Origin of the sequence: Marinobacter sp. (assembly GCF_041687235.1) — a bacterium.
Lineage (GTDB): Bacteria > Pseudomonadota > Gammaproteobacteria > Pseudomonadales > Oleiphilaceae > Marinobacter.
This window is the reverse complement of record NZ_JAWLCH010000019.1, coordinates 1-25,197: the sequence shown is the minus strand read 5'-3', so window position 1 is coordinate 25,197 and position 25,197 is coordinate 1. Positions and strand designations below refer to the sequence as shown.

General features: G+C 57.0%; 25 protein-coding genes and 1 pseudogene. 8 read left to right on the top strand and 18 right to left on the bottom strand.

Annotated features, from left to right (window positions below; all coding sequences use genetic code 11):
- Positions 1-8: 8 nt before the first annotated feature.
- The 11 genes from lpxD to rpsB all read right to left on the bottom strand — a co-directional run bounded on the left by lpxD (position 9) and on the right by rpsB (position 11,534).
- Entirely contained in the window at positions 9-1,034 is a 1,026-nt protein-coding gene (gene lpxD / locus ACESMK_RS18045; RefSeq protein WP_373001647.1) for a UDP-3-O-(3-hydroxymyristoyl)glucosamine N-acyltransferase, read from the bottom strand.
- Positions 1,035-1,081: 47 nt separating this feature from the next.
- Positions 1,082-1,579 carry an OmpH family outer membrane protein gene (locus ACESMK_RS18040; RefSeq protein WP_373001645.1) on the bottom strand — a complete coding sequence of 166 codons (498 nt, stop codon included), beginning with the start codon at positions 1,577-1,579 and terminating at the stop codon, positions 1,082-1,084.
- A 45-nt stretch (positions 1,580-1,624) separates the two neighbouring features.
- Positions 1,625-3,943, bottom strand: coding sequence for an outer membrane protein assembly factor BamA (gene bamA, locus ACESMK_RS18035; RefSeq protein ID WP_373001643.1), 2,319 nt, complete (start codon positions 3,941-3,943; stop codon positions 1,625-1,627).
- Between the two features lie 44 nt (positions 3,944-3,987).
- Positions 3,988-5,337 carry an RIP metalloprotease RseP gene (rseP, locus tag ACESMK_RS18030; protein WP_373001641.1) on the bottom strand — a complete coding sequence of 450 codons (1,350 nt, stop codon included), beginning with the start codon at positions 5,335-5,337 and terminating at the stop codon, positions 3,988-3,990.
- Positions 5,338-5,385: 48 nt separating this feature from the next.
- Positions 5,386-6,570 carry a 1-deoxy-D-xylulose-5-phosphate reductoisomerase gene (ispC, locus tag ACESMK_RS18025; RefSeq protein WP_373001685.1) on the bottom strand — a complete coding sequence of 395 codons (1,185 nt, stop codon included), beginning with the start codon at positions 6,568-6,570 and terminating at the stop codon, positions 5,386-5,388.
- Positions 6,571-6,572: 2 nt separating this feature from the next.
- Positions 6,573-7,412, bottom strand: a complete 840-nt coding sequence (locus tag ACESMK_RS18020; RefSeq protein WP_373001639.1) for a phosphatidate cytidylyltransferase — start codon at positions 7,410-7,412, stop codon at positions 6,573-6,575.
- Between the two features lie 21 nt (positions 7,413-7,433).
- On the bottom strand, positions 7,434-8,204 hold the full coding sequence (gene uppS, locus ACESMK_RS18015; RefSeq protein ID WP_373001637.1) for a polyprenyl diphosphate synthase: 771 nt from the start codon (positions 8,202-8,204) through the stop codon (positions 7,434-7,436).
- Positions 8,205-8,275: 71 nt separating this feature from the next.
- The gene (gene frr, locus ACESMK_RS18010; protein ID WP_373001635.1) at positions 8,276-8,833 is read right to left on the bottom strand and encodes a ribosome recycling factor; all 558 of its coding nucleotides are present in this window, start codon (positions 8,831-8,833) and stop codon (positions 8,276-8,278) included.
- Positions 8,834-8,906: 73 nt separating this feature from the next.
- A complete protein-coding gene (pyrH, locus tag ACESMK_RS18005) occupies positions 8,907-9,635 on the bottom strand; it encodes a UMP kinase (RefSeq protein WP_008170379.1) in 729 nt (242 codons plus the stop codon).
- A 184-nt stretch (positions 9,636-9,819) separates the two neighbouring features.
- Positions 9,820-10,689 carry a translation elongation factor Ts gene (gene tsf, locus ACESMK_RS18000; RefSeq protein WP_373001633.1) on the bottom strand — a complete coding sequence of 290 codons (870 nt, stop codon included), beginning with the start codon at positions 10,687-10,689 and terminating at the stop codon, positions 9,820-9,822.
- 92 nt (positions 10,690-10,781) lie between these two features.
- A complete protein-coding gene (gene rpsB / locus ACESMK_RS17995) occupies positions 10,782-11,534 on the bottom strand; it encodes a 30S ribosomal protein S2 (RefSeq protein ID WP_373001631.1) in 753 nt (250 codons plus the stop codon).
- A 253-nt stretch (positions 11,535-11,787) separates the two neighbouring features.
- Between rpsB and map the strand changes: the two genes are divergently transcribed.
- Genes map through dapE form a run of 6 tightly spaced genes read left to right on the top strand, consistent with a single transcriptional unit; the run spans position 11,788 to position 18,922 of the window.
- On the top strand, positions 11,788-12,558 hold the full coding sequence (map, locus tag ACESMK_RS17990; protein ID WP_373001629.1) for a type I methionyl aminopeptidase: 771 nt from the start codon (positions 11,788-11,790) through the stop codon (positions 12,556-12,558).
- Positions 12,559-15,204 (top strand): [protein-PII] uridylyltransferase, encoded by a 2,646-nt coding sequence (locus tag ACESMK_RS17985; protein ID WP_373001627.1) that lies wholly within the window; start codon positions 12,559-12,561, stop codon positions 15,202-15,204.
- Positions 15,201-16,403: a succinyldiaminopimelate transaminase gene (dapC, locus tag ACESMK_RS17980; RefSeq protein ID WP_373001625.1), complete on the top strand. Its 1,203-nt coding sequence runs from the start codon at positions 15,201-15,203 to the stop codon at positions 16,401-16,403. The genes ACESMK_RS17985 and dapC overlap by 4 nt, the downstream gene beginning before the upstream one ends.
- Positions 16,400-16,735, top strand: a complete 336-nt coding sequence (locus tag ACESMK_RS17975; RefSeq protein WP_373001623.1) for an ArsC family reductase — start codon at positions 16,400-16,402, stop codon at positions 16,733-16,735. Before dapC ends, ACESMK_RS17975 begins: the two co-directional genes overlap by 4 nt.
- Before the next feature lie 35 nt (positions 16,736-16,770).
- The gene (gene dapD / locus ACESMK_RS17970; protein WP_373001621.1) at positions 16,771-17,799 is read left to right on the top strand and encodes a 2,3,4,5-tetrahydropyridine-2,6-dicarboxylate N-succinyltransferase; all 1,029 of its coding nucleotides are present in this window, start codon (positions 16,771-16,773) and stop codon (positions 17,797-17,799) included.
- Positions 17,786-18,922, top strand: coding sequence for a succinyl-diaminopimelate desuccinylase (gene dapE, locus ACESMK_RS17965; RefSeq protein WP_373001619.1), 1,137 nt, complete (start codon positions 17,786-17,788; stop codon positions 18,920-18,922). The genes dapD and dapE overlap by 14 nt, the downstream gene beginning before the upstream one ends.
- 49 nt (positions 18,923-18,971) lie before the next feature.
- Here the strand turns inward: dapE and ACESMK_RS17960 are convergent, their stop codons facing one another.
- The gene (locus ACESMK_RS17960) at positions 18,972-19,190 is read right to left on the bottom strand and encodes a SlyX family protein (protein ID WP_373001617.1); all 219 of its coding nucleotides are present in this window, start codon (positions 19,188-19,190) and stop codon (positions 18,972-18,974) included.
- Positions 19,191-19,413: 223 nt separating this feature from the next.
- On the opposite strand from ACESMK_RS17960, the gene ACESMK_RS17955 reads away from it, so the two are divergent.
- Positions 19,414-19,944 (top strand): cold-shock protein, encoded by a 531-nt coding sequence (locus ACESMK_RS17955; protein ID WP_373001615.1) that lies wholly within the window; start codon positions 19,414-19,416, stop codon positions 19,942-19,944.
- Positions 19,945-19,989: 45 nt separating this feature from the next.
- On the opposite strand, the gene ACESMK_RS17950 is transcribed toward ACESMK_RS17955, so the two are convergent.
- The 3 genes from ACESMK_RS17950 to ACESMK_RS17940 form a co-directional block, all read right to left on the bottom strand.
- Positions 19,990-20,364: a hypothetical protein gene (locus ACESMK_RS17950; RefSeq protein ID WP_373001613.1), complete on the bottom strand. Its 375-nt coding sequence runs from the start codon at positions 20,362-20,364 to the stop codon at positions 19,990-19,992.
- On the bottom strand, positions 20,336-21,760 hold the full coding sequence (locus ACESMK_RS17945; RefSeq protein ID WP_373001611.1) for a hypothetical protein: 1,425 nt from the start codon (positions 21,758-21,760) through the stop codon (positions 20,336-20,338). The genes ACESMK_RS17950 and ACESMK_RS17945 overlap by 29 nt, the downstream gene beginning before the upstream one ends.
- A 100-nt stretch (positions 21,761-21,860) precedes the next feature.
- Positions 21,861-22,301 carry a VOC family protein gene (locus ACESMK_RS17940; RefSeq protein ID WP_373001609.1) on the bottom strand — a complete coding sequence of 147 codons (441 nt, stop codon included), beginning with the start codon at positions 22,299-22,301 and terminating at the stop codon, positions 21,861-21,863.
- A 76-nt stretch (positions 22,302-22,377) separates the two neighbouring features.
- Here ACESMK_RS17940 and ACESMK_RS17935 point away from each other — a divergent pair, with 76 nt between their 5' ends.
- Positions 22,378-23,274 carry a DUF1853 family protein gene (locus ACESMK_RS17935; protein WP_373001607.1) on the top strand — a complete coding sequence of 299 codons (897 nt, stop codon included), beginning with the start codon at positions 22,378-22,380 and terminating at the stop codon, positions 23,272-23,274.
- A 7-nt stretch (positions 23,275-23,281) separates the two neighbouring features.
- Here ACESMK_RS17935 and ACESMK_RS17930 read toward each other — a convergent pair whose 3' ends face one another.
- The 3 genes and pseudogenes from ACESMK_RS17930 to ACESMK_RS17920 form a co-directional block, all read right to left on the bottom strand.
- Positions 23,282-23,860 (bottom strand): AAA family ATPase, encoded by a 579-nt coding sequence (locus ACESMK_RS17930; protein WP_373001605.1) that lies wholly within the window; start codon positions 23,858-23,860, stop codon positions 23,282-23,284.
- On the bottom strand, positions 23,844-24,257 hold the full coding sequence (locus ACESMK_RS17925) for a TA system antitoxin ParD family protein (protein ID WP_373001603.1): 414 nt from the start codon (positions 24,255-24,257) through the stop codon (positions 23,844-23,846). Before ACESMK_RS17925 ends, ACESMK_RS17930 begins: the two co-directional genes overlap by 17 nt.
- Before the next feature lie 266 nt (positions 24,258-24,523).
- Positions 24,524-25,197, bottom strand: a pseudogene (locus ACESMK_RS17920) (hypothetical protein); the annotation flags it as partial.

The window sequence follows — 25,197 nt, the reverse complement described above, 5'->3', positions numbered from 1 at the left end:
GATCGGCCTCAGCCCTCTAATTTCTTTTCCAGTTCTTTGACCCGTCGTGCCAGGGCATCCAGCTGGCGAAAGCGCACAGCATTTTTGCGCCATTGACGGTTACTATCGGCGCTGGTGCCGGATGAATAGACCCCCGGCTCCCGGATATCACCGGTTACCAGGGTCATACCTGTCAGATGAACCTGATCGGCAATCTCCAGGTGGCCAGCCACACCGGAGGCGCCACCAAATACACAGTTCCTGCCAATACGGGTGCTACCGGCAATACCAACCATAGCCGCCATGGCGCTGTGATCGCCGATGCGAACGTTATGGGCAATCTGGATCAGGTTATCGAGCTTTACACCATTGCCGATCACGGTGTCGTCCAGTGCACCGCGATCGATGGTGGTGTTGGCTCCCACTTCCACGTCATCCCCGAGAACCACCCGACCAAGCTGGGCGATACGATGCCATACCCCCTTCTCATTGGCGAAACCAAACCCGTCGGAGCCGATGACGGCACCACTGAGGATGTGGCAGCGCTGACCAACGACCACGTCGTGAGCCAGAGTGACTCTTGGCCGTATGACTGTATGCGCCCCGATTCTGGTACGGGCGCCAATAACGGAGCCGGCTCCAACGACCACTTTCTCGCCAATCTCGGCACCCGCCTCCACCACCACGTTGGGACCGATACAGGCATCGCCGGCGAGTGAAGCGGAAGGATCGACGACAGCGCTCGGATGGACACCGGGTGAGGCGACCGGAGCAGGGTCAAACCAGTGACTCAGGCGAGCATAGCCGAGGTAGGGGTTGTCCAGTAACAGGACGTTGGTCGGGGCATCCTTCGCGGTGGCCGGAGACACGATGACAGCCGACGCACGCGTATCCGGCAGGTATTTGCCATAGGATGGGTTTGCCAGGAAACTGATCTGGCCCGGCAAGGCGGCCTGCAGCGTTGCAAGCCCTGATACCTTGACATCAGGATCACCCCGAAGCTCCGCACCCAGGGCATCGGCAATATCCCCAAGGCGATAGGACCTTTCTGTCATTGCGTGCTCCCAAGCAACGATCAGGGCACCGGGGTGCCCGTCACAGATTAACGGTTCAGTTTGTCGAGAAGCTGAGAGGTCAGATTCATTTCCGGCTTCACATAGACAACGGCTTCGCTTGGCAGGATCAGGTCGAGGTCGTTCTCCTCAAGAAGCTCTTTAACAGCGGCATCCACTTCTGGACGGGCCTGTTCCAGAAACGCCTGCTTGCGCTGGTTCACCGTTGAATCCAGACGCTGCTTCAAAAAGTTAAACTCTTTTACCCTTTCCTGAAACTCGCCGGAAAGCTTGTTGCGCTCGCTTTCGTTCATCATGGCGCCGTCTTTCTCCAGGCGCTCCTGAAGCTTGCGGGCTTCTTCCTGAGCTTCACGCACCCGGGCTTCGTCACCTGCAAAATCCTTCTGGAGCGATTCGCTGAAGGTCTTGGCATCTTCAGACGAGAACAGCGCCTGACGCAGGTCGACCACACCAATACGGGTTTCGGCCATGGCCGGGAATGAAACCGCCATGATCACTGCAGTGAACATCAACACGAATCGGGACATTGGTTTTCTCCTGGTTTTCATCCGTAGATTGTTATTATCCATGCTTTAGAAGGTCTGGCCCAGTGAGAACTGGAACACCTGGGTATCATCGCCAGCCTTGTCATTCAGGGGGTAGGCGAGACTGAACGCCAGTGGACCCACGGCAGTAATCCACTGGAAGCCGACGCCCGCTGCCGTCCGGATCTCACCAAGCTCGGGATCAAATCCCCGTGCTGTGTCAAAAACCTGGCCGGCGTCCAGGAAGAAGGCCGTCCTCATGGATCGGGTATCACCCGCGAAAGGTGTCGGGAAAATCAACTCCAGCCCACCTTCTGTCAGCAGATTGCCGCCGAAAGGATCCGGGTCAGACAGATCGTTCACGTTATTGGTTGCCCTTAGCCCCAGGGAGTTGGCCTCGTAACCGCGAACCGAACCATAACCGCCTGTGTAGAAATGTTCGTAGAACGGCATTTGGGAGCGATCGCCATAGCCATCGCCGTAGCCGATTTCAGACCGTGCCCGGAACACCCAGCGATTGTCGTCGGTAACCGGATAGTAGAAGTCGGTTTTATGAGTTGCCTTGTAGAAGGTCAGATCACTACCAGGCACTGCCACATCGAGTGACAGCGAGTGACTGTACCCATCTGTTGGTAACACGCCACGGTTCAGCGTACTGCGCCGCCAGCTTCCGAACAGGAAGAAGTTGGTGAAGGAGTCGCCTTCTTCATCAATGAAGTCACTCACTTCCTGCGAAGTGAACAGACCTTCCTTGAGGTTCGACTGGGTTACACCGGCGCCGAAATTCAGACGGGTGATACTGTCTGTTGGATAGCCGAAGGTAACACGGCCACCGTACTCGTCCAGCAGGAATGAGGAGATGTCCTCTTCTTCGTAGTCCGTCTCACGGGCGAACACACTGAAGCCTCGGCTTACGCCATCGACCGTGTAATAGGGGTCGGAGTATGAGATGTTGGCACTCTTGATGGCATCGCTGACGTTCACACCAAAGGACACCCTCTTGCCAGTACCGAAGAAGTTGTTTTCGGAAACATTGGCACCGAGGATGACCCCGGAATCCTGTGAAAAGCCCACCGAGGCCGACAGACTGCCGGTTGGCTGCTCTTCCACCGAGTAGTTAACATCAACCAGGTCATCCGTGCCCGGAACCGGAACGGTGTCCACGTTTACAGCCTGGAAGAAGCCCAGCCGTTCCAGCCTGGTCTTGGAAAATTCGATACGGTCAGAGGAAGCAACACCGCCTTCCATCTGGGTCATTTCCTGGCGCAAGACATCATCACGTGTCGAAACATTGCCCTCGAAATTGATCCTGCGCACGTAGGCCCGCTTGCCAGGTTCAACAAAGAAGGTGACCGAAGCCGTATTGTTCTCACCCGGTTCTGGAACGGCATTGACGTTGGCAAAAGCGTAACCCTCGCGGCCAAGGCGGAATGCCAGAGATTCCGAAATCGCCGTCATGCGGGAGCGTGAAAAGACGTCGCCCTCCTCCACCGGTATCAGCGAACGTAGCTCCTCTTCATCCACAATGAGATCGCCACGGAGGTTGATCTCGGAAATGGTGTACTTGGGACCTTCATTGAGAGCGATCGCGATGAAGACCTTTTGCTTGTCCGGCGAGATAGACACCTGGCTGGATTCAACGTTGAAGTCCAGATAACCGCGATCAAGATAAAACGACCGCAGCGACTCGAGATCGCCGCTGAGCCGCTCTCTTGCGTACTTGTCCGAATTGGTAATCGAATTCCACCAGCTCGTGGACTGCAGCTCAAACAGGTCCAGCAACTCCTCGTCACTGAAATCCTCGTTACCAATCAGATTGATATGATGAATGGCGGCGACTGAGCCTTCGTTTATATCCAGTCGAATCGCAACCCGGTTTCTGGGCAGCTCTTCCGCGCTTGCCTTCACCCGGGCGTTGTACCGCCCCTGAGCAATGTAGGAGCGCAGGATCTCCAGCTCAAGGCGCTCAAGGGTCGCTCGGCGGAACACCTGCCCTTCCTGGAGCCCGGCACCTCCGAGCGCATCCATCAACATCTCGGTTTCAATGTTCTTGTTACCGTCAATCTCGATGTCGCTGATGGAGGGGCGCTCGCGAACCGTCAGGATAAGCACGCCGGCATCCCGGCTGGCCTCAATGTCGGTAAACAGCCCGGTCCGGAACAGCGACTTGATCGCCTCGGCCAGCTCGGTCTCGTCCACCTGCTCACCAATGTTGACAGGGAACGCGGAAAACACAGTACCTGCAGATACCCTCTGCAGGCCTTCCACCTCGATATCCGCAACAGTGAACTGATCAGCAAGTGCTGGCTTCAGGCCGGACACAGCTACAGCGAGGCCAACGGCTACACCTAGAAGAGAACGTCTCATTCAAATATTTCGCCTGGTTAATGCGCGTAAGGAGCCCGCAATTCTCACAACCGCATCAGGTCGTTGTAAAGAGCAAACACCATTAATGTGAGGATCATTGCCATACCGATTCGTAATCCGAATGCCTGAGCCTGCTCGGAAAGCGGCTTTCCGCGAAGGGCTTCGATGGTGTAATAAACAATATGGCCACCATCAAGTACCGGCACAGGCAGAAGGTTCAGAATACCCAGACTCACGCTGAGATAGGCAAGAAAACGCACGAAGTCTTCGAATCCGGAGCTGACACTGGCTTCTGCAACCCGGGCAATGGTGATTGGACCACTGAGATTGGTCGGCGACAGCAGCCCCGTGACCATCTTTTTGATCGCCACCAGCGTCAAGCGGGTATCTGCCCAGGTTTCGCTCAGGGCAACCGGAATGGCGGCAAGCGGGCCGTAACTGACGTCACGCAGCACTTCTTCCGGCCAGGTGATGGCTTCCACGCCGGCACCGACAAAACCGATTGATTCGCCACTGTCCTGGGTTCTGGCTTCCGGTGTTACGCTGACAGAACGTTCGGTACCATTGCGCTCAACCGTGATCTGAAGCGTCTGCTCCGGGGCATTGCGAATAAACTCTACCAGTTCAAACCAGCTGCTGATCGGCTCTTCATTGACTGCCACAATCCGATCACCGGTCTGAAGCCCGGCCGCCTGTGCACGACCGCCATCGGAAATCTCGCCCAATACCGGAGGAACCGCGGGCCGCCAGGGGGTGATGCCAAACTCTGCCAGCGGGTTGGGCGTATCATCACTCAGACGCCAGCCGGAAAGCTCACCGCTGACGGTCCCACGGGCTCCGTCATCGGATACATCCATCGAAATCACACCCTGTTCGCCGGTCCGCTCCAGAATGCGCATGTTTACATCACGCCAGGAGCTCACCCGATGGCCGTCCACCGTGTGAATCTCCATGCCTTCCTGCAGCCCCACCCGCTCAGCGACACTTTCATCGGTAACCTGCCCGACAATGGGCGCAACGTGGGTAACGCCGACCACGCTCAGCAGCCAGTAAGCAAAAATAGCGAAGATAAAGTTGGCCACAGGACCTGCGGCCGCAATCGCAATACGCTGGCCGGGCGGTTTGGAAGTAAAGGCCTGGTCCTTCAGCTCCTCGGGTACCGGCCCTTCCCGCTCATCCAGCATTTTTACGTAGCCACCGAGTGGAATGGCCGCTATGGCAAACTCGGTTCCGTGTCGGTCGTACCAGGAAAACATGGGTTTCCCGAATCCTACCGAGAACCGGAGCACCTTTACGCCGAAACGCCGGGCGACCCAGAAATGACCGTATTCATGAAGGGTCACAAGGATGCCCAGAGTGAGCGCAAGTGCGAGGACGGTTTCAATAATCTGCATAGCGTTCCTGATTGATGGCTTCAGCCGGGCAGCAGTCTGCTGCGACTATCAGACAGTTAACAGACCTATCTGTTCCCGTGCACGGGCCCGTGCTTCTTTATCCTTGGCAAAGATAACGTCAAAGCTGTCGGCCGGTTCAACGGCCGTCGCAACCAGCGTTCGCTCTATGATAACGGGGATGTCCGAAAAACACAGGGCCCCCTCCAGAAAAGCGGCCACGGCCACTTCATTGGCAGCATTCAGAACCGCCGGCGCTGTGCCACCTGCCTCAAATGCTTCTGCAGCCAGACGCAGGCAGGGAAAACGCGCCAGATCCGGACGCTCGAAGTGAAACCGTCCAATGGCAAACAGATCCAGCGGCGCAACGCCCGCATCAATCCGCTCCGGCCACGCCAGGCCATTGGCGATGGGCGTTCTCATATCCGGGCTGCCAAGCTGGGCCAGGACTGAGCCATCGGCGTATTCAACCATCGAATGAATGATGCTTTCAGGGTGAACATGCACCTCTACTTTCTGAGGTGTTGTGTTGAACAGCCAGCAGGCTTCGATCAACTCGAGGCCTTTGTTCATCAAGGTGGCGGAATCCACGGAAATCTTCTGCCCCATGGACCAGTTGGGGTGGGCACAGGCCTGGGCCGGAGTTACCGACCGAAGATCCTCGGCTGAATGCTCCCGGAAGGGACCTCCGGAAGCCGTCAAAAGAATCCGGGTAATTCCGGCAGCTTCGGGATTTCGTATCTTGTCCGGCGGCATGCACTGGAATATCGCGTTATGCTCGGAGTCTATGGGCAGAAGCTCCGCCCCCGCCTCAGCGACGGTGTCCATGAACAGTTTACCGGACATCACCAGGGCTTCTTTATTGGCAAGCAATACCCGCTTTCCTGCCCGCACCGCCGAGAGTGTCGGCGACAGACCTGCTGCCCCCACAATGGCTGCCATCACGGTATCAACAGTCGGTGCCGAGGCCACCTCACAAAGTCCCTCCAGACCAGCAAGTACCTCGGTGCCCGGCAGATCTGCCAACAACTTTGACAGAATACTGGCAGCCTCGGGGTCGGCCATAACGGCTACTCTGGGACGGAATTCCCGGCACAATACAGCGAGTTCTTCGGCACGGGTACTGGCGGTTAACGCATAGACCGAGAACCTTTCAGGATGCCGTCGAATGACATCCAGAGTACTCAGACCAATGGAGCCCGTGGCCCCCAATACACTGATATGACGCGTAACCATAGTCACCAGTGCCCGGCTGTCAGCCAACCAAGTTGGGTAATAATTAATGCAAACACCGGAATGGCGGCGGTCAGACTGTCGATCCGGTCCATAATACCGCCATGGCCGGGCAGCAGCTGACTGCTGTCCTTTATGCCTCGGTGTCGCTTGAGCATGCTTTCCAACAGGTCGCCCAACACCGAAACCAGACCTGTAGCCAGACTGGCGATCACCAGAAGCAACGTCTCGCTCGCCCCTGCCGAAGCAAGGAAACTGACCACCAGGGCAAAAACCCCGACGGCTACCAGCCCACCCCAGACACCTGCCCAGGATTTGCCAGGACTGACCCTGGGCGCCAGCTTGGCTTTACCAAACGCCCGACCGGCAAAGTAAGCCCCGATATCAGCAACCCAAACCACACAAAAGACATACAGAATGAGAAGCAGGTTGTTGGTGCTGTCACCGAACTGAAAGCCACCAGTGCGCAAATGGTTCAACCCGACCCACGCGGGTACGAGAACGAAAAGCCCCATAATGGCTCTTGCCGGCAAGCTTCCCCATTTGTCAGAGCCTGCAGGATAGCTGCGAACCAGAAGGAAACAGACACACCACCAGAGCAGTGCCAGCCAGAGCACCGCCACAGACGGCACGTTCAACAATCCGTAGAGAACAAGCGCAGTGGCCAGCGCATAGGCTACACGGGCTGCGGCGCTCCCAATGCCTGACATATTCGCCCATTCCCAGGCACCGACGGTGATAATGGCACCAGTGAAAAGCGCAAACCCCAGGGGCGGCAGGAAAAAAATCCCGCCAATGGCGATAGGGGCCAGGATCAGTGCGGTAATAATTCGGGTCTTTAACACGGTTGGCGTCGCTATCGTTCGTTATTGTTGTAGGGCCTTGGCCGCTATCTGGTCATCTGTCTGGCCAAAACGACGTTGTCGACCGGCGTAGGCCTGCAGGGCCTTGCGCATTTCCTCCTGCTGGAAATCAGGCCAGTACACCGGAGAAAAGTAGAGTTCTGTGTAAGCCAGGTGCCAGAGCATGAAATTGCTGATTCTCTGCTCACCAGCGGTACGAATCATCAAGTCTGGCATCGGCAGATCACCAATACTGAGGTGCTGCTGGATTAGATCATCGGTAATATCCGATGGCGCCAGCTGCCCTGTCCGAACCTGCTCCGCGACCTTGCGGGTGGCCTGAGTGATATCCCAGTGACCGCCGTAATTGGCGGCGATCACCAGGGTCATACCGGAATTGCCCCGGGTCAGCTCTTCTGCCGCCTCCATATGCTCGCGAAGCACAGAGCTGAAGGCGGATCGATCACCAATGATTCTGAGGCGGATATCATTCCGATGAAGCTTACGCACCTCCCGTTCCAGTGCGAACAGGAACAGCTTCATCAAGGCTGACACCTCGTCCTTGGGCCGACGCCAGTTTTCACTGGAAAAGGCAAATAGGGTAAGGACTTCCACGCCTTCACGGGCACAGGTTTCCACAACTGCCCTGACCGCATCCACACCGGCCTTGTGGCCTGCCACTCCCTTGAGCCGACGGGCTTTGGCCCACCGATTGTTACCGTCCATGATGATGGCCACATGCCGGGGCCGGCTATCTGCCGACACCGGAATCTCTGCGGATACATTTCCCGTCATGAAATCCCCTGTGCGGCCGGAGCAGCTGTTACCACCGGCCTTTCAATTCGCTTGCAAGTGAACCCGGACGGTTAAACCGCCATCAGGTCCTCTTCTTTGGCCTTGAGCATTTTCTCGACTTCCGCGATGTAGCGGTCTGTCAGCTTCTGGATCTCATCTTCACCCTTGCGCTCATCGTCCTCGGTGATTTCCTTTTCCTTCAACAGATCCTTGATCATGCTGTTTGCATCGCGGCGAGCGTTACGGATGGAGACGCGGCCGTGTTCAGCATCGGCTTTCGCCTGCTTGACCATTTCCTTACGGGTTTCTTCGGTGAGCATGGGCATCGGAATGCGAATGATATCGCCACTGGTGGCCGGATTGAGGCCGAGATCGGAGCTCATGATGGCCTTCTCAATGGTCGGCATCAGGTTTTTCTCCCAGGGAGAGACGGTCAGCGTCCGGTTATCCTCAACATTGACACTTGCCACCTGCTTGAGCGGCGTCTCCTGGCCATAATAATTCACCATGACACTGTCCAGGATAGAGGGATGAGCCCGGCCGGTGCGGATCTTGTTGAACGCCGAGTTCAGAGACTCCAGACTCTTTTTCATTTTCTTTTCGGCTTCTGCTTTGATGTCGTTAATCACTTCAGCATCCTCAATTCGTTCGTCATTTCATTCTGTAATCTGGCCCCTGATGGCAGGGAACCCGGACAGCAAGTTATTCGATCAGTGTACCTTCTTTTTCGCCGGTTACGATGCGAGTCAGCGCTCCCGCGCGATTCATGTCGAATACCCGCAGTGGCATGCCGTGGTCCCGGGCGAGGCAGATGGCTGTCAGATCCATTACGCCCAGCTTCTTGTCCAGAACCTCATCATAGGTGAGGTAATCGTATTTCTCTGCACTGCTGTCCAGATGTGGATCCGCAGAGTATACGCCATCCACCTTGGTGGCCTTGAGCACCGCATCGGCCTCTATTTCGATACCACGGAGGCAGGCGGCTGAATCGGTGGTGAAGAAGGGGTTGCCGGTACCGGCACAGAAGATCACCACATCGCCGTCCTTGAGATCCCGAACCGCCCGACGACGGTCGTAGTGCTCCACGATCCCGCTCATCGGGATGGCCGACATAACGCGAGTCCGGATATTGGAGCGTTCCAGGGCATCACGCATGGCAAGACCATTCATAACGGTGGCCAACATGCCCATGTGATCACCGGTCACCCGATCCATGCCCGCAGCATTCAGCGCAGCCCCACGGAACAGGTTACCGCCGCCGATCACCAGACCAACCTGCACGCCGATCCCGATCAGCGCGCCAATTTCCAGCGCCATGCGGTCAAGAACTTTGGGATCAATACCGAAATCGTGCTCCCCCATCAGGGCCTCGCCACTGAGTTTGAGCAGAACACGCTTGTATCTGGGCTGGGTTTTCGATGATGTCGGCATGATGATCCCCTTTTCGTCTGTTGGCTGCTATCCGGCGTGATACCCGTTGCAGGCTTGTATCTGACATACTCCTCAAAAAAGGGGTATCTCAGATACAAGCCCGCCACGAGAGCCGGGAGTTCCCGACTAACGTGGCAGACTCAGGTGATGCAGTGGCTGAATGCCTGCTGCACCAAACGAAGGATCAGGCCTTGCCTGTGCCAGCTGCAGCAGCAACTTCGGCAGCAAAGTCTACTTCTTCCTTCTCAATGCCTTCACCCACTTCCAGGCGAACGAAGCCAACCAGCTCGCCACCGTTGGACTTGATCAGTTCGCCCACGGTCTGGTCCGGGTTCTTGACGAACGGCTGCTCAACAAGGCTGTTCTCCTTGAGGAACTTCTTGATGCGGCCACCCATCATCTTTTCGACGATTTCTTCAGGCTTGCCTTCCATGTCAGGCTGGGCCTTGATGACTTCTTTCTCTTTTTCCAGCTCTTCGGCCGGCATATCTTCCGGTTTGCCAACGCGCGGATTAACAGCGGCAGCGTGCATGGCGATGTCGCGAGCCACTTCAGGGTCGCCGGCAGTCAGGGCAACAACGGAAGCAATCTTGTTGTTGCTGTGGACGTAACCACCAACAACCGGGCCTTCAACCTTGACGATACGACGAACAGTGATGTTCTCGCCAATCTTCTGAACCAGCGCCTCACGCTTGGCTTCCAGATCGCCTTCCATCAGCTTGGCCACGTCGGTTTCGCCTTTCTCGAAGGCAACACCAAGAACTTCGTTGGCAAAGTTCAGGAAGTTGTCATCACGAGCAACAAAGTCAGTCTCGGAGTTCACTTCCAGAATGAAGGCAACGGTGTTGTCGTCAGAAATCTTGATCAGTGAAGCGCCTTCAGCAGCGGTACGGCCGGCCTTCTTGGCGGCCTTCAGGCCGGATGACTTACGCAGCTCTTCGATTGCAGCGTCCACACTGCCTTCAGCTTCAACGAGTGCTTTTTTGCACTCCATCATGCCAAGGCCGGTACGCTCACGCAGCTCTTTGACCATTGCGGCGGTAATTGCAGCCATGTTCAATCCTCTCAACTGTTCCGAATTCGGTGGGGAGGTATGCCCGGGGCAACCCCGGGCATACCTTACATCTCAAACGTGAAGGTAAAGCGTCACTCAGCGGCTGGAGCAGCGCCTTCAGCGTCTTCGCTGACTTCAACAAACTCGTCAGCGCCGGCACCGGCAGACTGGGCTGCTTCGATGCAGGTGTCAGCAACGGCTTTCACGTAAATCTGGATCGCACGAATGGCGTCATCGTTGCCCGGAATCACGTAATCAACACCGTCCGGATCACTGTTGGTATCCACAACACCGATAACAGGAATGCCCAGCTTGTTGGCTTCCTTGATAGCGATACGCTCGTGGTCAACGTCGATCACGAACATGGCGTCCGGCAGGCCGCCCATGTCTTTGATACCACCGATGGAACGCTCGAGGCGATCCATTTCACGGGTGCGATCCAGCGCTTCTTTCTTGGTCAGCTTGTCGAAAGTACCGTCCTGGCTCTGGGTTTCCAGATCACGGTAGCGACGGATAGACTGACGGATGGTCTTGTAGTTGGTCAGCATGCCACCGAGCCAACGGTGGTTAACGAACGGCTGACCAGCACGCTCGGCTTCTTCCTTGATGATCTTGGCCGCGGCGCGCTTGGTGCCAACGAACAGGATCTTGTTCTTGTTCTCTGCCAGCTGCTGAACGAACGTCAGAGCGTCGTTCATGGCAGGAACAGTCTGCTCAAGGTTGATGATATGAATCTTGTTACGGGCGCCGAAGATGAACTTCGACATTTTCGGATTCCAGTAGCGGGTCTGGTGACCGAAGTGAGCACCTGCCTTCAGCAGGTCACGCATATTTACCTGAGCCATGATAGTTACCTTTTTAGCTTCGGGTTAGTCCTCCACGTATCCGATTACCCCAACCTGGCTCCTTCAAAAGCAGAAGCAGGCACCCTGGGATAACGTGCCGACACGTGTGTGAATTTGCCGGATTCGTTTCCGGCGGGCGCGTTTATACCATAATCGGGGCAGTAAACGCCATTATTTTTGAGGACGAGCTTCCTTGTACCCGGGCAGCAGGCCCCTTAAAATGCCGGTTTGATACAAATCAACGGGAAGCCCAATGCAGGTATCGATCAAGACTCCGGAAGAAATCGAAAAGATGCGCGTCGCAGGCCGCCTGGCGGCTGAAGTTCTCGAGATGATCGGCGACTACGTCAAGCCCGGCGTTTCCACCGAAGAACTCGACCGGATTTGCCACGACTACATTGTCAACGAACAGAAGTGCATTCCGGCACCGCTCAATTACAAGGGATTCCCGAAGTCGATCTGCACCTCGGTCAACCACGTTATCTGCCACGGCATTCCGTCCGAGAAGAAAATCCTCAAGGACGGAGACATCCTTAATATTGATGTCACCGTAATAAAGGATGGCTACCACGGCGATACCAGCAAAATGTGGATCGTCGGCAAACCGAAACCGGGTACAGAACGCCTGATCCAGATCACTCAGGAATGCCTCTATAAAGGTATCGAGCTGGTGAAGCCTGGGACCCGCCTGGGCGACATCGGGCACGTGATTCAGCAGCATGCAGAGAAGCACCGGTATTCGGTAGTCCGCGACTACTGCGGCCACGGTATTGGCGCGGTGTTTCACGAAGAGCCGCAGGTCATGCATTACGGCAAACCAGGTACCGGCATGGAACTCCAGGAAGGCATGACCTTTACGATTGAGCCGATGATCAACCAGGGCAAGTACCAGACCAAACTTCTACCGGATGGCTGGACAGTGGTTACCAAGGATCACAAGCTCTCTGCTCAGTGGGAGCACACCATCCTTGTGACTGCCGACGGCCATGAGGTTCTGACCAAGCGAAAGGAAGAGTCCTTCTAAGTGGACCAAAGCGAACTGGAATCCCGCATCAGTAACGACCCCTCTCCGGTTAAGGCGGCCCGGGAGCTCTTGAAGGGGAGGTACAACGCCGATGCCGAGGCCTTCCGACAGGGCGCAGACGTTCGCGCCCTCGTCCACTCCAGGGCCGACACGGTCGATACCGTTCTCAGACTGATCTGGAACCGTTACCCGTTCTCCAACTCACCGGATATTGCCCTTATAGCGGTAGGTGGATATGGCCGGGGCGAACTGCACCCCCATTCCGACATTGATCTACTCATTCTTACCCGAAAAGGCATTGAAGATAGCTGGCATGAAGATCTCGGGGCCTTTGTAACGCTGCTCTGGGATCTGAGGCTTGATATCGGCCACAGTGTTCGCAGCATCGAAGAAAGCAAATCCGCCGCCCGTGAAGACATCACCATACTGACCAACCTGCTTGAGACCCGCACGATCGCCGGTCCGGATGAGCTGCGCACGGAACTGAGCGAACAGGTTTATTCCGACAGTGTCAGTACCGACCGCGACTATTTTATTGCCAAGCGCGAAGAGCAGCAGGCGAGGCACCAGAAATACGGCGACACCGAGTACAATCTTGAACCCAACGTAAAAGGCTCCCCGGGAGCCCTGCGCGATATCCAGACCATTGGCTGGATTACCAAGCGGCATTTTGGCTTGCAGAATATTGCAGACCTGACCCGATTCAGCATCCTTACCGAAGAAGAACACCAGATCCTTTTCCAGGGTGAAACCTTCCTGTGGCAACTGCGTTATGGCCTGCAACTTCTGGCCGACCGGAACGAAAACCGTCTTTTGTTCGATCACCAGCGGGCCCTGGCCCAGATGCTGGGCTACAAGGACGAGGGCAAGCGACTCGGCGTCGAGTTGATGATGCAGTCCTACTACCGCACTGTTCTGGCCCTCGCCGAACTGGCGGATGTGATCCTGCAATATTATGACGAGGCGATTCTCGGCAGCGCCTCCGAAGACGCCATCCAGCCAATTAACAAGCGCTTCCAGATTCGCAATTACTATATAGAGGCCGTAAACAATCAGGTCTTTGCCTATGCCCCGTACGCCATTATGGAAATCTTTGTGCTGATGGCTCAGCATCCGGAGATCAAGGGCATCCGGGCGACTACAATCCGGTCTCTGCGGGCACACCGGCACCTGATTGACGATGCGTTCCGGTCCGATCTGGCCGTGACCACCCTGTTCATGGAGCTGCTCAGAACACCCCATGCGCTGGATCAGACCCTGTCAGCAATGAAGAAATACAACGTGCTTGGCCGCTATCTGCCGGAATTTGGCCAGATCATTGGCCAGATGCAGCACGACCTGTTCCACATCTATACCGTGGACGCCCACACCATGCGGGTCATCCGCAACATGGTCCGGCTCAGCGGTACCGAGGCCCGGGACGAATACCCCCTCGCCTCCCGCCTGATCCATCGCCTGCCAAAACTGGAAACGCTCTATATCGCAGGCATCTACCACGATGTCGCCAAAGGCCGTGGCGGCGACCATTCGGAACTGGGCGCGATAGATGCCGAAGCGTTCTGCCAGCGCCATCATCTCAGCGAACGCGACACTCAGCTGATTTCCTGGCTGGTAGAAAACCATCTTTTGATGTCCATGACCGCGCAGCGCAAAGACATATCGGATCCGGACATCATCCACGGGTTCGCCAGGGCAGTACCCAGCCAGGCGCACCTGGATTACCTCTACGTGCTGACTGTGTGCGACATCAGCGCCACCAACCCCAAACTCTGGAACACCTGGCGAGCCTCGTTGCTGCGCCAACTCTATATAGAGACCAAACGCGCCTTGCGCCGGGGCACGGAGACTCCGATCGACCGGCAGGAGTGGGTTCGTGCTACCCAATCCGAAGCTCGTGAGATCCTGCACGCCCAGAACATGACCGATGAACAGATCGATGCCATCTGGGACACCGTCGACGAGGACTACTTCCTCCAGGATTCTACCGTTGATATCGCCTGGCAAACCGCCGCGATCATCCGACATGGGGACAATCCGGACCCGCTGGTGCTTATTCGCGACACCCGCGGCGGCCCCACAGACGGCTACTCCCAGATCATTATCTACATGAAGGACCGGGTTGCCCTGTTTGCCGCGACTACCGCTGTACTTGAACAACTGAACTTGAACATCGTGGACGCCCGGATCAGCTCCAGCGAAGGCCCCTACTCGATCAGCTCTTACGTGGTGCTGGATGAGCAAGGCCAGCCCCTGGGCATCGACCCGGCCCGCAAGGAGCGGGTGCGCTTACGCCTGATTGAAGAGCTGGATGACCCGGATGACTATCCGGACATCATCCACCGGCGCACGCCGCGGCAACTGAAGCATTTCGCCTTTCCGACCGAAGTGACATTCTCGAACGACACCATCAACCAGCGCACCGTGATGGAAGTGATCACGCCGGACCGGCCCGGTCTGCTGGCCCGCATCGGCCAGGTACTGCTGGAACATCGCGTGCGCCTGAGCAACGCCAAGATCGCCACCCTGGGCGAGCGTGTAGAGGACGTTTTCTTCGTTACCGACGAGCACGGCGAACCCATCCGGGACCCGGCCGTATGCCAGGCCCTGCAGCAGGATCTCTGTAAAATGCTGGACGATATTCAATGAATCCGAATCTGGACAGACTCCACCCCTACCCGTTTGAAAAACTGGCCAAACTGAAGGCTGGCATTAGCGTGCCTGATCACCTCCGGCCCATTTCGCTCGGTATCGGTGAGCCCAAACACCCATCGCCCGACTTCGTCAAACAGGTCATTGCCAATAACCTGGACAAGCTTGCCAATTACCCGACAACCCGAGGCACGGACGAGCTCCGCGAAACCATCAGCCAGTGGGCGACCCGGCGATTCAATCTGACACCCGGCAGCCTCAGTCCGGCCCGCAACATCGTGCCGGTGAATGGAACCCGAGAAGCCATTTTCTCGCTGGTGCAGGCAGTAGTGGATGCCAGCAAGCCTGCGACAGTGGTCAGCCCCAATCCTTTTTACCAGGTGTACGAGGGCGCTGCTTTCCTGGCCGGCGCCACCCCGGTGTACCTGCCTTGCGACGGTTCCAACGGTTTTATTCCCGATTTTGATTCGGTCCCGGAATCCACCTGGCACGAGTGCCAGGTACTGTTCCTCTGCTCGCCCGGCAACCCCAGTGGCGCCGTCATCCCGAGGGACATTCTGAAAAAAGTAATTGCGCTCGCCGACACGTACGACTTTATCGTCGCCTCCGACGAGTGCTACTCCGAACTGTACCCGGACGAGAACAATCCACCGGAAGGCCTGCTGCAAACCTGCGCCGCCATTGGCCGCGACGACTTCTCCCGCTGCGTGGTGTTCCACAGCCTGTCCAAACGCAGCAACCTTCCCGGGCTACGTTCGGGTTTTGTCGCCGGTGACGCGAGCCTCCTCGAGGGCTACCTGAAATACCGGACCTATCACGGCTGCGCCATGCCCATCCACAACCAGCTGGCCAGTATTGCGGCGTGGAGCGATGAAGATCATGTTCGGGAGAATCGAGCAGCCTACCGCGCCAAGTTCGAGGCCGTAGTGCCGATTCTCCGGGAAGTCATGAATGTGGATTTCCCGGACGCCGGTTTCTACCTGTGGCCGGAGACCCCGATGGACGACGAGACCTTTGCCCGGGACTTGTCCGCCCAGCAAAATGTTCACGTTCTTCCGGGGCGCTATCTGTCCAGAACAGTCGATGGCCATAATCCCGGAGAAAACCGGGTAAGGATGGCCCTGGTTGCGCCATTGGAAGAGTGCGTTGAGGCAGCAAACCGCATTGTTGAATTTGTTAAGGTGAACCGGACATGAAGCTGTATGGCATCAAAAACTGTGACACGGTGAAGAAAGCCCGAAAGTGGTTGGACGAGAACGGTGTCGATTACCAGTTCCACGATTTCAAGAAAGACGGCCTGAACGGCGAACTGCTGTCACGATGGGAAAAGACGTTGGGCTGGGAAGCCCTCATCAACCGCCGTGGCACCACCTGGCGCAAACTTCCCGAAGAGGTTCGTGATACCATTGGCGCCCAAAGTGCCCACGAGATCATGCTGGAGAATCCATCCATCATCAAACGCCCCGTTGTTGAGCGCGGCGATCAAATAAGTGTGGGCTTTAACGCAGACGAATGGGCTGCATGGTAGAAACACCTATTAACCAACACAGGAGTAACCATCAGATGAGCTTTGCATTCGGTATCGGTATCGGCACCCAGAACAACCAGGGCGAGTGGCTGGAAGTCTTTTACCAGCAGCCGGTCATGACACCCGATAACACCCTGATGGACGTCATCTCCAATGCCCTTGATTACAAGGGTGGCAATCAGGCGATCAGTGCGACCGCCGAGCAACTCAGCCAACTGGCCAATGCCCTGCGCCAGGTTGGCCAGACCGACCAGGCAGCACTGGCTGAAAAATCAGCCAACAGTGAACGCCCAGTGGTGGTTACGGTGCTGGAAACCGATGACACAGCGTCCAGCACGCCCGAGGTGTACCTCAAGCTTCACCTGATCTCCCATCGCATGGCGAAACCCCATGGCCTGAAGCTGGACGGTATTTTTGGCCTTCTGCCGAACCTGGCCTGGACCAACGAAGGAGCCATTGACCTGAATGAGCTCCCCGACCGCCAGCTCCAGGCCCGCCTGGAAGGCCGCACGCTGGAAGTGAAATCGGTGGACAAGTTCCCGCAGATGACCGACTACGTGGTACCAAAAGGTGTTCGTATTGCCGATACCGCACGGGTTCGTCTTGGCGCCTATGTGGGTGAAGGCACGACCGTTATGCACGAAGGCTTCATCAACTTCAATGCCGGTACCGAAGGCACCAGCATGATCGAAGGCCGTATTTCCGCCGGCGTTATGGTTGGCAAGGGTTCCGACCTAGGCGGTGGCTGCTCCACCATGGGGACCCTGTCCGGTGGTGGCAACATCATCATTGCCGTTGGCGAGAACTGCCTGATCGGCGCCAACGCGGGTATCGGCATCCCGCTGGGCGACCGCTGCAAGGTTGAAGCCGGTCTGTACATCACTGCAGGCACCAAGGTTGCGCTGCTGGATGACAACAACGAACTGGTTGAGGTCATCAAGGCCCGCGATCTGGCCAACCAGCCGGACCTTCTGTTCCGTCGTAACAGCCAGACAGGCGCGGTGGAGTGCAAAACCAACAAGTCCGCCATCGAGCTGAATGAAGAGCTGCATGCAAACAATTGATTCCCCCACTCTCGATCTTGCCATTGACCTGATCCGGCGGCCGTCTGTCACTCCCGACGATGCCGGCTGCCAGGAACTGATGATGTCGCGACTGGCGCCCCTGGGTTTTGCCGGCGAAAACCTGCGGTTTGGCGATACCGATAACCTCTGGGCCCGAAAGGGCTCCGAGGGACCGGTCCTGGCCTTTGCCGGGCATACCGATGTGGTTCCAACCGGGCCCGAGAAGAACTGGGCACACCCGCCCTTTGATCCTGTGGTCAAAGACGGCTATCTCCTCGGACGTGGTGCGGCGGACATGAAGGGCAGTCTGGCGGCCTTTGTGACCGCCTGTGAGCGATTCGTTGTCAAATACCCGAATCACCGGGGGTCTATTGCCCTGCTGATCACCAGTGACGAAGAGGGGCCGGCCCAGCATGGCACCGTCAAGGTGATGGAAACCCTCGAAGCGAGGAACGAAAAGATCGACTGGTGCCTGATTGGCGAACCCTCCAGCACTCATGAAGTGGGCGACGTGATCAAGAACGGACGCCGGGGCTCATTGCATGGTTACCTGACGGTACACGGTGTTCAGGGCCATGTAGCCTATCCACATCTGGCCGAGAACCCGGTTCACTCAGTGGCTCCGGCCCTGGATGCGCTGGCAAAGGAGTTCTGGGATAACGGCAACGACTTCTTCCCGCCAACCACGTTCCAGATCACCAAGCTGGAAGCGGGCACCGGCAGTAACATTATTCCCGGTGAATGCCTGGTGCACTTCAATTTCCGCTACTGTACAGAAAACACGGCCGAAAGCCTGGAGGAACGGGTGGTCGCCATCCTCGACCGCCACAACCTGAAGTACGACCTGCAGTGGCATCTGAGTGGCCGCCCTTTCCTGACCGATAAGGGCGCACTGGTGTCCGCCAGCCAGGAGGCCATACGCACAGTGACTGGCCGGGAAACCGAGCTTTCGACCTCCGGAGGCACCTCGGATGGCCGCTTCATCGCACCCACTGGCGCACAAGTGGTGGAGCTTGGCCCCATCAATGCCACCATCCACAAGGTGGATGAGTGCGTGAAGGCCGAGGATCTCGACACCCTGTCCGAAATCTACGAACAGATTCTGATCGAACTTCTGGCCTAGGACGTGAACTTGGGGCCAGATCAGAAGAACTTTTCTTCTGACCCCATTTTCAGTAGTGAGGTGGAGGGGTTTCGTCCTGCTCTGACTTGATATTGGACGGTGAAACATCCTTGAGCTGTTTGTGCAGCATGCGCTTGGCCTCCCACAATTCACGAATGTCCAGTTCCTGCCTGGCCACCTGTTCACTCAGGGTATTGATAACGTCGTCCTGAAAGGCCAGCCGTGTTTCCAGCTCGTCCAATCGGGTTTCCAGATCGTTCTGGCTCATTGGGTATTGGTACTCCCCTGGGTGGATCTCTCAAGAGTGTGATCAATGACACTGCTTATCCCGTTGCTTGGTCAGCGCTCGGGTTAATCTGGTATCATGCCGCTTTTGCCCGCCAGCGAGCCCGTTTTCCGGGGAACTGGCGGTTTTCACCGGCCGGATCTGCGATTTTACCCGATATCCGGTTTTTATCGTTAGCGTTACAAGAATGGAGAAATTTCAGTCAATGCGTAATCCATCCAAAGCGATCCTTGTTGCTCTCCTGATCGCCATCCCCGCACCGCTGGTGCTTGCCCTGCTGCTGTCCTTCACACCCGAGCCGCTTCGCCTCATTGCCGCTGGACAATTTGTAGAAGCCCTGGGTAGCAACCGTGGCATCGCCGCCTACATCATCGCCCTGATTATTTTCGGCATAGCGGGTTTTCTGGCCGTTGCATTCTCAGCCAAACAACCGGCCAATCAGCGCAACACATCCCGAACCAACAACCGCGCCCCAAGCCCGAACTATAATGACGAAGAGGATGACTACGACGAAAGCAGCCCTGAGGGCAATGAAGAAGGCACCGTCAAGTGGTTCAACGTCAAGAAAGGCTTTGGTTTTATCGTCCGCGACAGTGGTGATGAAGTTTTCGTCCATTTCCGTGCCATCCGGGGCCGTGGTCGCAGGGTTCTGCGCCAGGGCCAGCTGGTTCGCTTCAATGTTGTCGAGGCGGACAAAGGGCTTCAGGCCGATAACGTGTCCATCCTGAGCGAATGAAGATCGCCCACTAAAAACAGAGAGGCAGCCCACGGGCTGCCTCTTTCAGTTCCAGACGACCTGTTGCTCGCCACGGTGATCCAGCCGCCACCACTTCTCGTCCTCTACCGGTTCACCCTCTTTCCAGTCTCCCGGACTGCAGCGAATTTCGGTATCCATGGCACGCCAGGCACTGCGCGCACAATCCAGGTCGCAGCTCCAGGGCACCCGGGGTCCTTCAATGACCAACGAGGTGAAACGCTTGCCAAATGCCCCAGGATAAAGAGATATCCTTAACCTTTCGCCCTCATAGCGGGCAACGCCCTTCACGACCGATGTGACCTCGCCATCATCCAGTTCCAGTTCATCCAGGTGGCTCTCAAGCCAACCCGAAACCGCACCCGGCTCCAGATCACGAATGTAAATTTCCAGATCCTGCACCCGCTGAATCTCCATCCTGCTGATTACAATGCAGCACATAGTGAACCGGCCCGGGTCGCGCTGCAACCCAGCGCTCCAGTTCCTGCCGCAAATCTTCAATACAAAGCTGACGCAGCGTACCGGCGGCTTTGCGTTCATGCCAGGCCACCTCGGCAGCCACTCGATAAAGCTGGATTTCGCCCAGTGACGCTTCAATGTCCTCAAGCGGTTCCTTTCGGGCCAGTGCAACCAGGGACTGACGCCTGAGAGTTTCCGCCTGCCCCGCAAGAGCCATGGCTTCCGCCGGGCCTCTCCGGGCAAAGAGATTCAGGCGCGCAGCTGCCCGCTCCAGCCATTGAAGCATCCCGCCGGGCGTGCTCACACAACGGCTTCGTCGAGTAGCGGCGAACCGTATCACCGGCCGGGGGATCTGAATATTCCATTGTTTCTCGATAGCAGCCTGATGTGCCGTCAGAATGGCCTGGCGCTGAACTTCACTTGAACCCGGCATATCAAAGGTGTCCAGGGTCCGCCCAAGGCGGTGTTGCAGCGTTGCAACTGCGGCGCCACCAACCGGCTCGTCTGGCCCTAGCAGCAGTATTGGTCCAGCCCATTGAAGGACCAATGCTGAGGCCAGACCACTCGGCTGATCCATCATCGCATTCAGGTCCGCGGGCGAGACGTTATCCAGCACCAGAACCGGCCAGCGTGGAGCATCTTCCCTGAGATTGCCCGCCTCCGGGCGCTCCGGAAGAACTGGCAGATCACTGGCCATGATCTCGGCTTCACGCCGCAGATCCAGCTCAACGTAATCCTGCTCCAGCATCGGAAGCAGCGATTGAAGCCAGGCAGTCTTGCCCGAACCTCGCTCGCCACGCACCCAGATCATGCCTGAGGAAGAGGCCGCCAGGCCGATGGCAACATCCTCGGCCAATTCGATCCATGCGGAATCCGCAACCACCACGGGCGCTCTCTGGCAATCATCAATAGGCGACGGCTCCCGCTCCTCGGAAGCGTCAGGCCAGCGGGCGACCAGCTCAAATACCGCCACATAGGCTTTTTCCTGCAACCGCTCGGCATGACGAACCAGGGTCTCCAGCAGCTGCGACCACCCAAGCCATGGCGACCCAGTGGTTTCCCGGGCGGCTGCAAACCAGTACATCAGTTGTGAAGATAACTGCCCTTCGCCGCCGACTTCGGTCACGATAGGCTGTTCACACTGAATCGTTCGGGTGAGCTCGTCCATATCCACACCCCAACCGCGAAGAAAGCGGGTAATCACGGGGGCGGAATCCAGCAGGGCAAGCAGGTAGTCTTCAACAGTAATCACCGAGCCACCGCGGCGTTCGACATTTTCCCGGGCTCGTAACAATGCGGTCTGGCACTGGGGGTCCAGGCATCCTTGCCAATCGTCCATCAAACTCCTCCATGTTCTGAATGCATCATCCTGATGCGAAAGCTGTATTGCAGGCGCTTACTATACCACTTTCAAGCCTTTACGGCGGCCCGGCCTATCATCACCAGGTGCCGGTGTTTTCCATGCTGGCCCAGGGTTCTCTGGGCGGTAGCGCCTCGCCTTTCTGCAAAAGCTCGATAGAGATGTTGTCCGGGGTACGAATAAACGCCATATGACCATCCCTCGGCGGGCGGTTGATCGTCACGCCATTGGCCTTCAGGTGTTCACACAACCCATAGATATCATCAACCCGGTAGGCCAGATGGCCAAAATTGCGCCCACCGGTGTACTCTTCTGGATCCCAGTTGTACGTAAGCTCGATCATCGGCGCCCTATCTTCACGGGCCTGGGCTTCGTCTTCGGGCGCGGCCAGAAAAACAAGGGTGAATCGGCCCTTGTCGCTGCTTTTACGACTGATCTCAACCATTCCCAGCAGATCGCAGAAAAAATGAAGGGTCTCATCCAGGTTGCTTACCCGGATCATGGTGTGAAGATATTGCATGAAGCCTCCTTCAATAACAGGACTGATCGCGAATTCACCGTCTTACACTGAGAACAGTTTACGGTATTCTGGCCGTATGGATGCAAAAACAGCGCATGACCACACGTCAGAACTGACCACACCCGCTATCCGGCATCTCGCCTGGTTATGTAGGGCGCCCCAGCTGCTGCACTCACCACTGACGTTCGAACCTGGCCGCTACCTGTCCAACATTGTGCCAGACCAACTTCTGGCCTGGGATCGCAACCCCGAAACAGCACCGCCACTGTTGAAAGCGACACCTCAGAAGCGGCTCGGATTCTACTTCGAGCGACTTTACCGGGTGTTGCTGGAGGATCTGCTGGGCTGGGACGTTCTTCTTCAGAACCGGCAGATCCAGTCTAACGGTCGGACCATCGGCGAACTGGATTTCGTGGTCCACAATCGCTCTGAAGACCGGATTGAACACCACGAAATTGCCATCAAATACTACCTGGGGGTTCCGGAGCAAAGCGGGGAAACACGGTGGTACGGCCCAAACGCCAGGGACCGGCTGGATCTGAAAACCGATCGAATGCTGCGCATGCAGAGTCAGCGGACCCGGCTACCCGAGGCCCGGGCATTGCTGGGAGACGCTGGAATCACTGGACCTGTGAATCCCCGGATTTTCATGCCGGGATATTTGTTCTACCCGGCAGCCAAACACCTTGTTGCTCCCGAGTCTGTGCCTACCGATCACCTGCGCGGTCGGTGGTGCTATCTCTCACAGGTTAAGCCATCGGATATTCCGGGCTGGGTGATATTGAACAAGCCCCACTGGATTGGACCCTGGTGTCAGAGTGAGCCGCCTTTGCCGGCGCAAGTGTCGGCAGCACTTAACACGATCAAGCGCTACAACCTTCCCCTCTTGTTCGCGAAACTCGAACAGAACTCTGTTAGCGGACTCTGGCGGGAAACCGACCGGTTATTTGTAGTGCCGGACAGCTGGCCATAACAATCCGTCAGGTATCGATCAGATCTGTTGCCCACTCTGGCAAATCTTCCTCACAGAGGCGCCACTGCCCCGCCTCCCAGACCGCAACGCGCATGTAAGGTTGGTCGAGACTGGAGTTATCGACCAGATGCATTTCATCCGCCAGACCTATGCATTGGCGCAGATTCGCCAGGGTTCTAGGAATCCTCGACTCAATCTTGGCCTCAGGGACACTATGCCCGCCGGACTTAACCCGTGAGGCTACCCTCGCCTTATTCAACGCTGTCAGCTCCAGGTGGAAGTAAAACAACCGAACGCGAAAACCAGCGGCTTTGGCAGCTGCTACAAAATCCACTTTGGAAGGATGAGAAAAGACCGTTTCAAAGCAGAACGTCTGACGCTCTTCGAGCAACCGGAGCCGTTCCCTTTCGGCAATCAGCGCCGCTTCATAACTGTGCTTTTCAGGCGCATCCGGCCACACGCTGCGGGCAATATTATCGGCATTCACCAGAGGAATTTTCCGACGAGCCAGAAAACGCTCATAGAAAGTTGTCTTGCCCGCACCGTTACCGCCAATCAGCAGCCAGAGTTCAGGCTGCGTTGTCACGGTCACTCAGTGCCTCAAACCGCCCATTGCGAAACTGGCCCACTTCCCGGCTGCCATCCGGATATATGGCCTCCAGATAGCCGGGCTTCTCTCCAGACGCCTGATACACCGTTCTCCCACGTGCGATAGAACGACCCAGATCACCGCTTACCCGGGCCTGATCCACCTCAGCCCAGAGGTCATCACTGGAAACAGACTCAGGCACCACAGGCTCGACTTTCACCTGGCGAATACCCTGGAGAATCGCAATCAGATCTTCTGCACTCACCTCACCCGCAACCGCACGCCCTATCTCGGCCCAATACTCGATCTGCTTGGGCGTCGAGCGCCGATGAACCGCGCCTTCGGCAGCAGCGTGGCGGACCAGGGTGTCGTCGAGACGGACAGCGGTCGTCATGGTAGCCTCCTGTGGCATGGCCAAACATTTGTTACAGATTACCACGGATGTTGCACGATGCAACAAAGAAGGTTCAGTTCATCAACCCGGCTTCCCCAAAGGAATTTGGCTTGGCTCAGAGCAAGCCCTTCAACAAACGCTGCCAGGGCCCATTGCTATTTTAACCGGACACAATAAACGCCCCGCGCGGGCCTTCACATGCACTCACCCAGTGGGTGCAGCTATCTTGCGAATGCAGGGTGTCCAGCCGGACCCTCAGCGCCAGGTTACGCAGTCATCGAGGCCTCACCTGAAAACTCTTCACTCACCTGGGCAAAGATCTCAGTAACCGGCCTTTGCGGATCCGCTTTTTGCAGTTCCAGCACCCGCTTGCTTTGGCGCTTCAGTTCCTCGCTGGGTTTGGCCCTTTGGTCTTCCGGAAGCGATTTAGACCACTCCGCCATGGCCTTGGGCAGTGTTTTCCGGCTCATGCGTTTGATCTTCCTGACCTCCCACTCCACCAGCCGGTTGGGCAGGGTCCAGAAGGTGATCAGGTGGTACAGGTACCAGCCGGTCAGGTAAAGCACTCCCCGCTTGCCGTCCCGGTATTCCTCATGAAGGCGTTTGCGGGCATTGCGGAAAACATGGACACCCTCCCAGGGAGGATCGTCCGGGCCCTGAAGGTCCAATGGATCCTGGATCTCTTTCAGGGTATGGACTTCATACTCCATGTACGCCCGGACAGCTTCCCAGTTGCTGATGGCCTGGGGCTGGCCATAAGTCTGGAACTCCAGGGTGTATTTCTCGCCCGTGGCCGGGTGATAGAAGCCAATGCCAAAGCCGCACTGGCGCTGCACACCAAACTCGGTAACGCCCTGGGCTTCCGTCACCCAGGCGACCAGCTCTTCCCAGGGGACAAAGATCGGCGTCTTCTCTCCCTCCGGTACAAAACACACTTCGC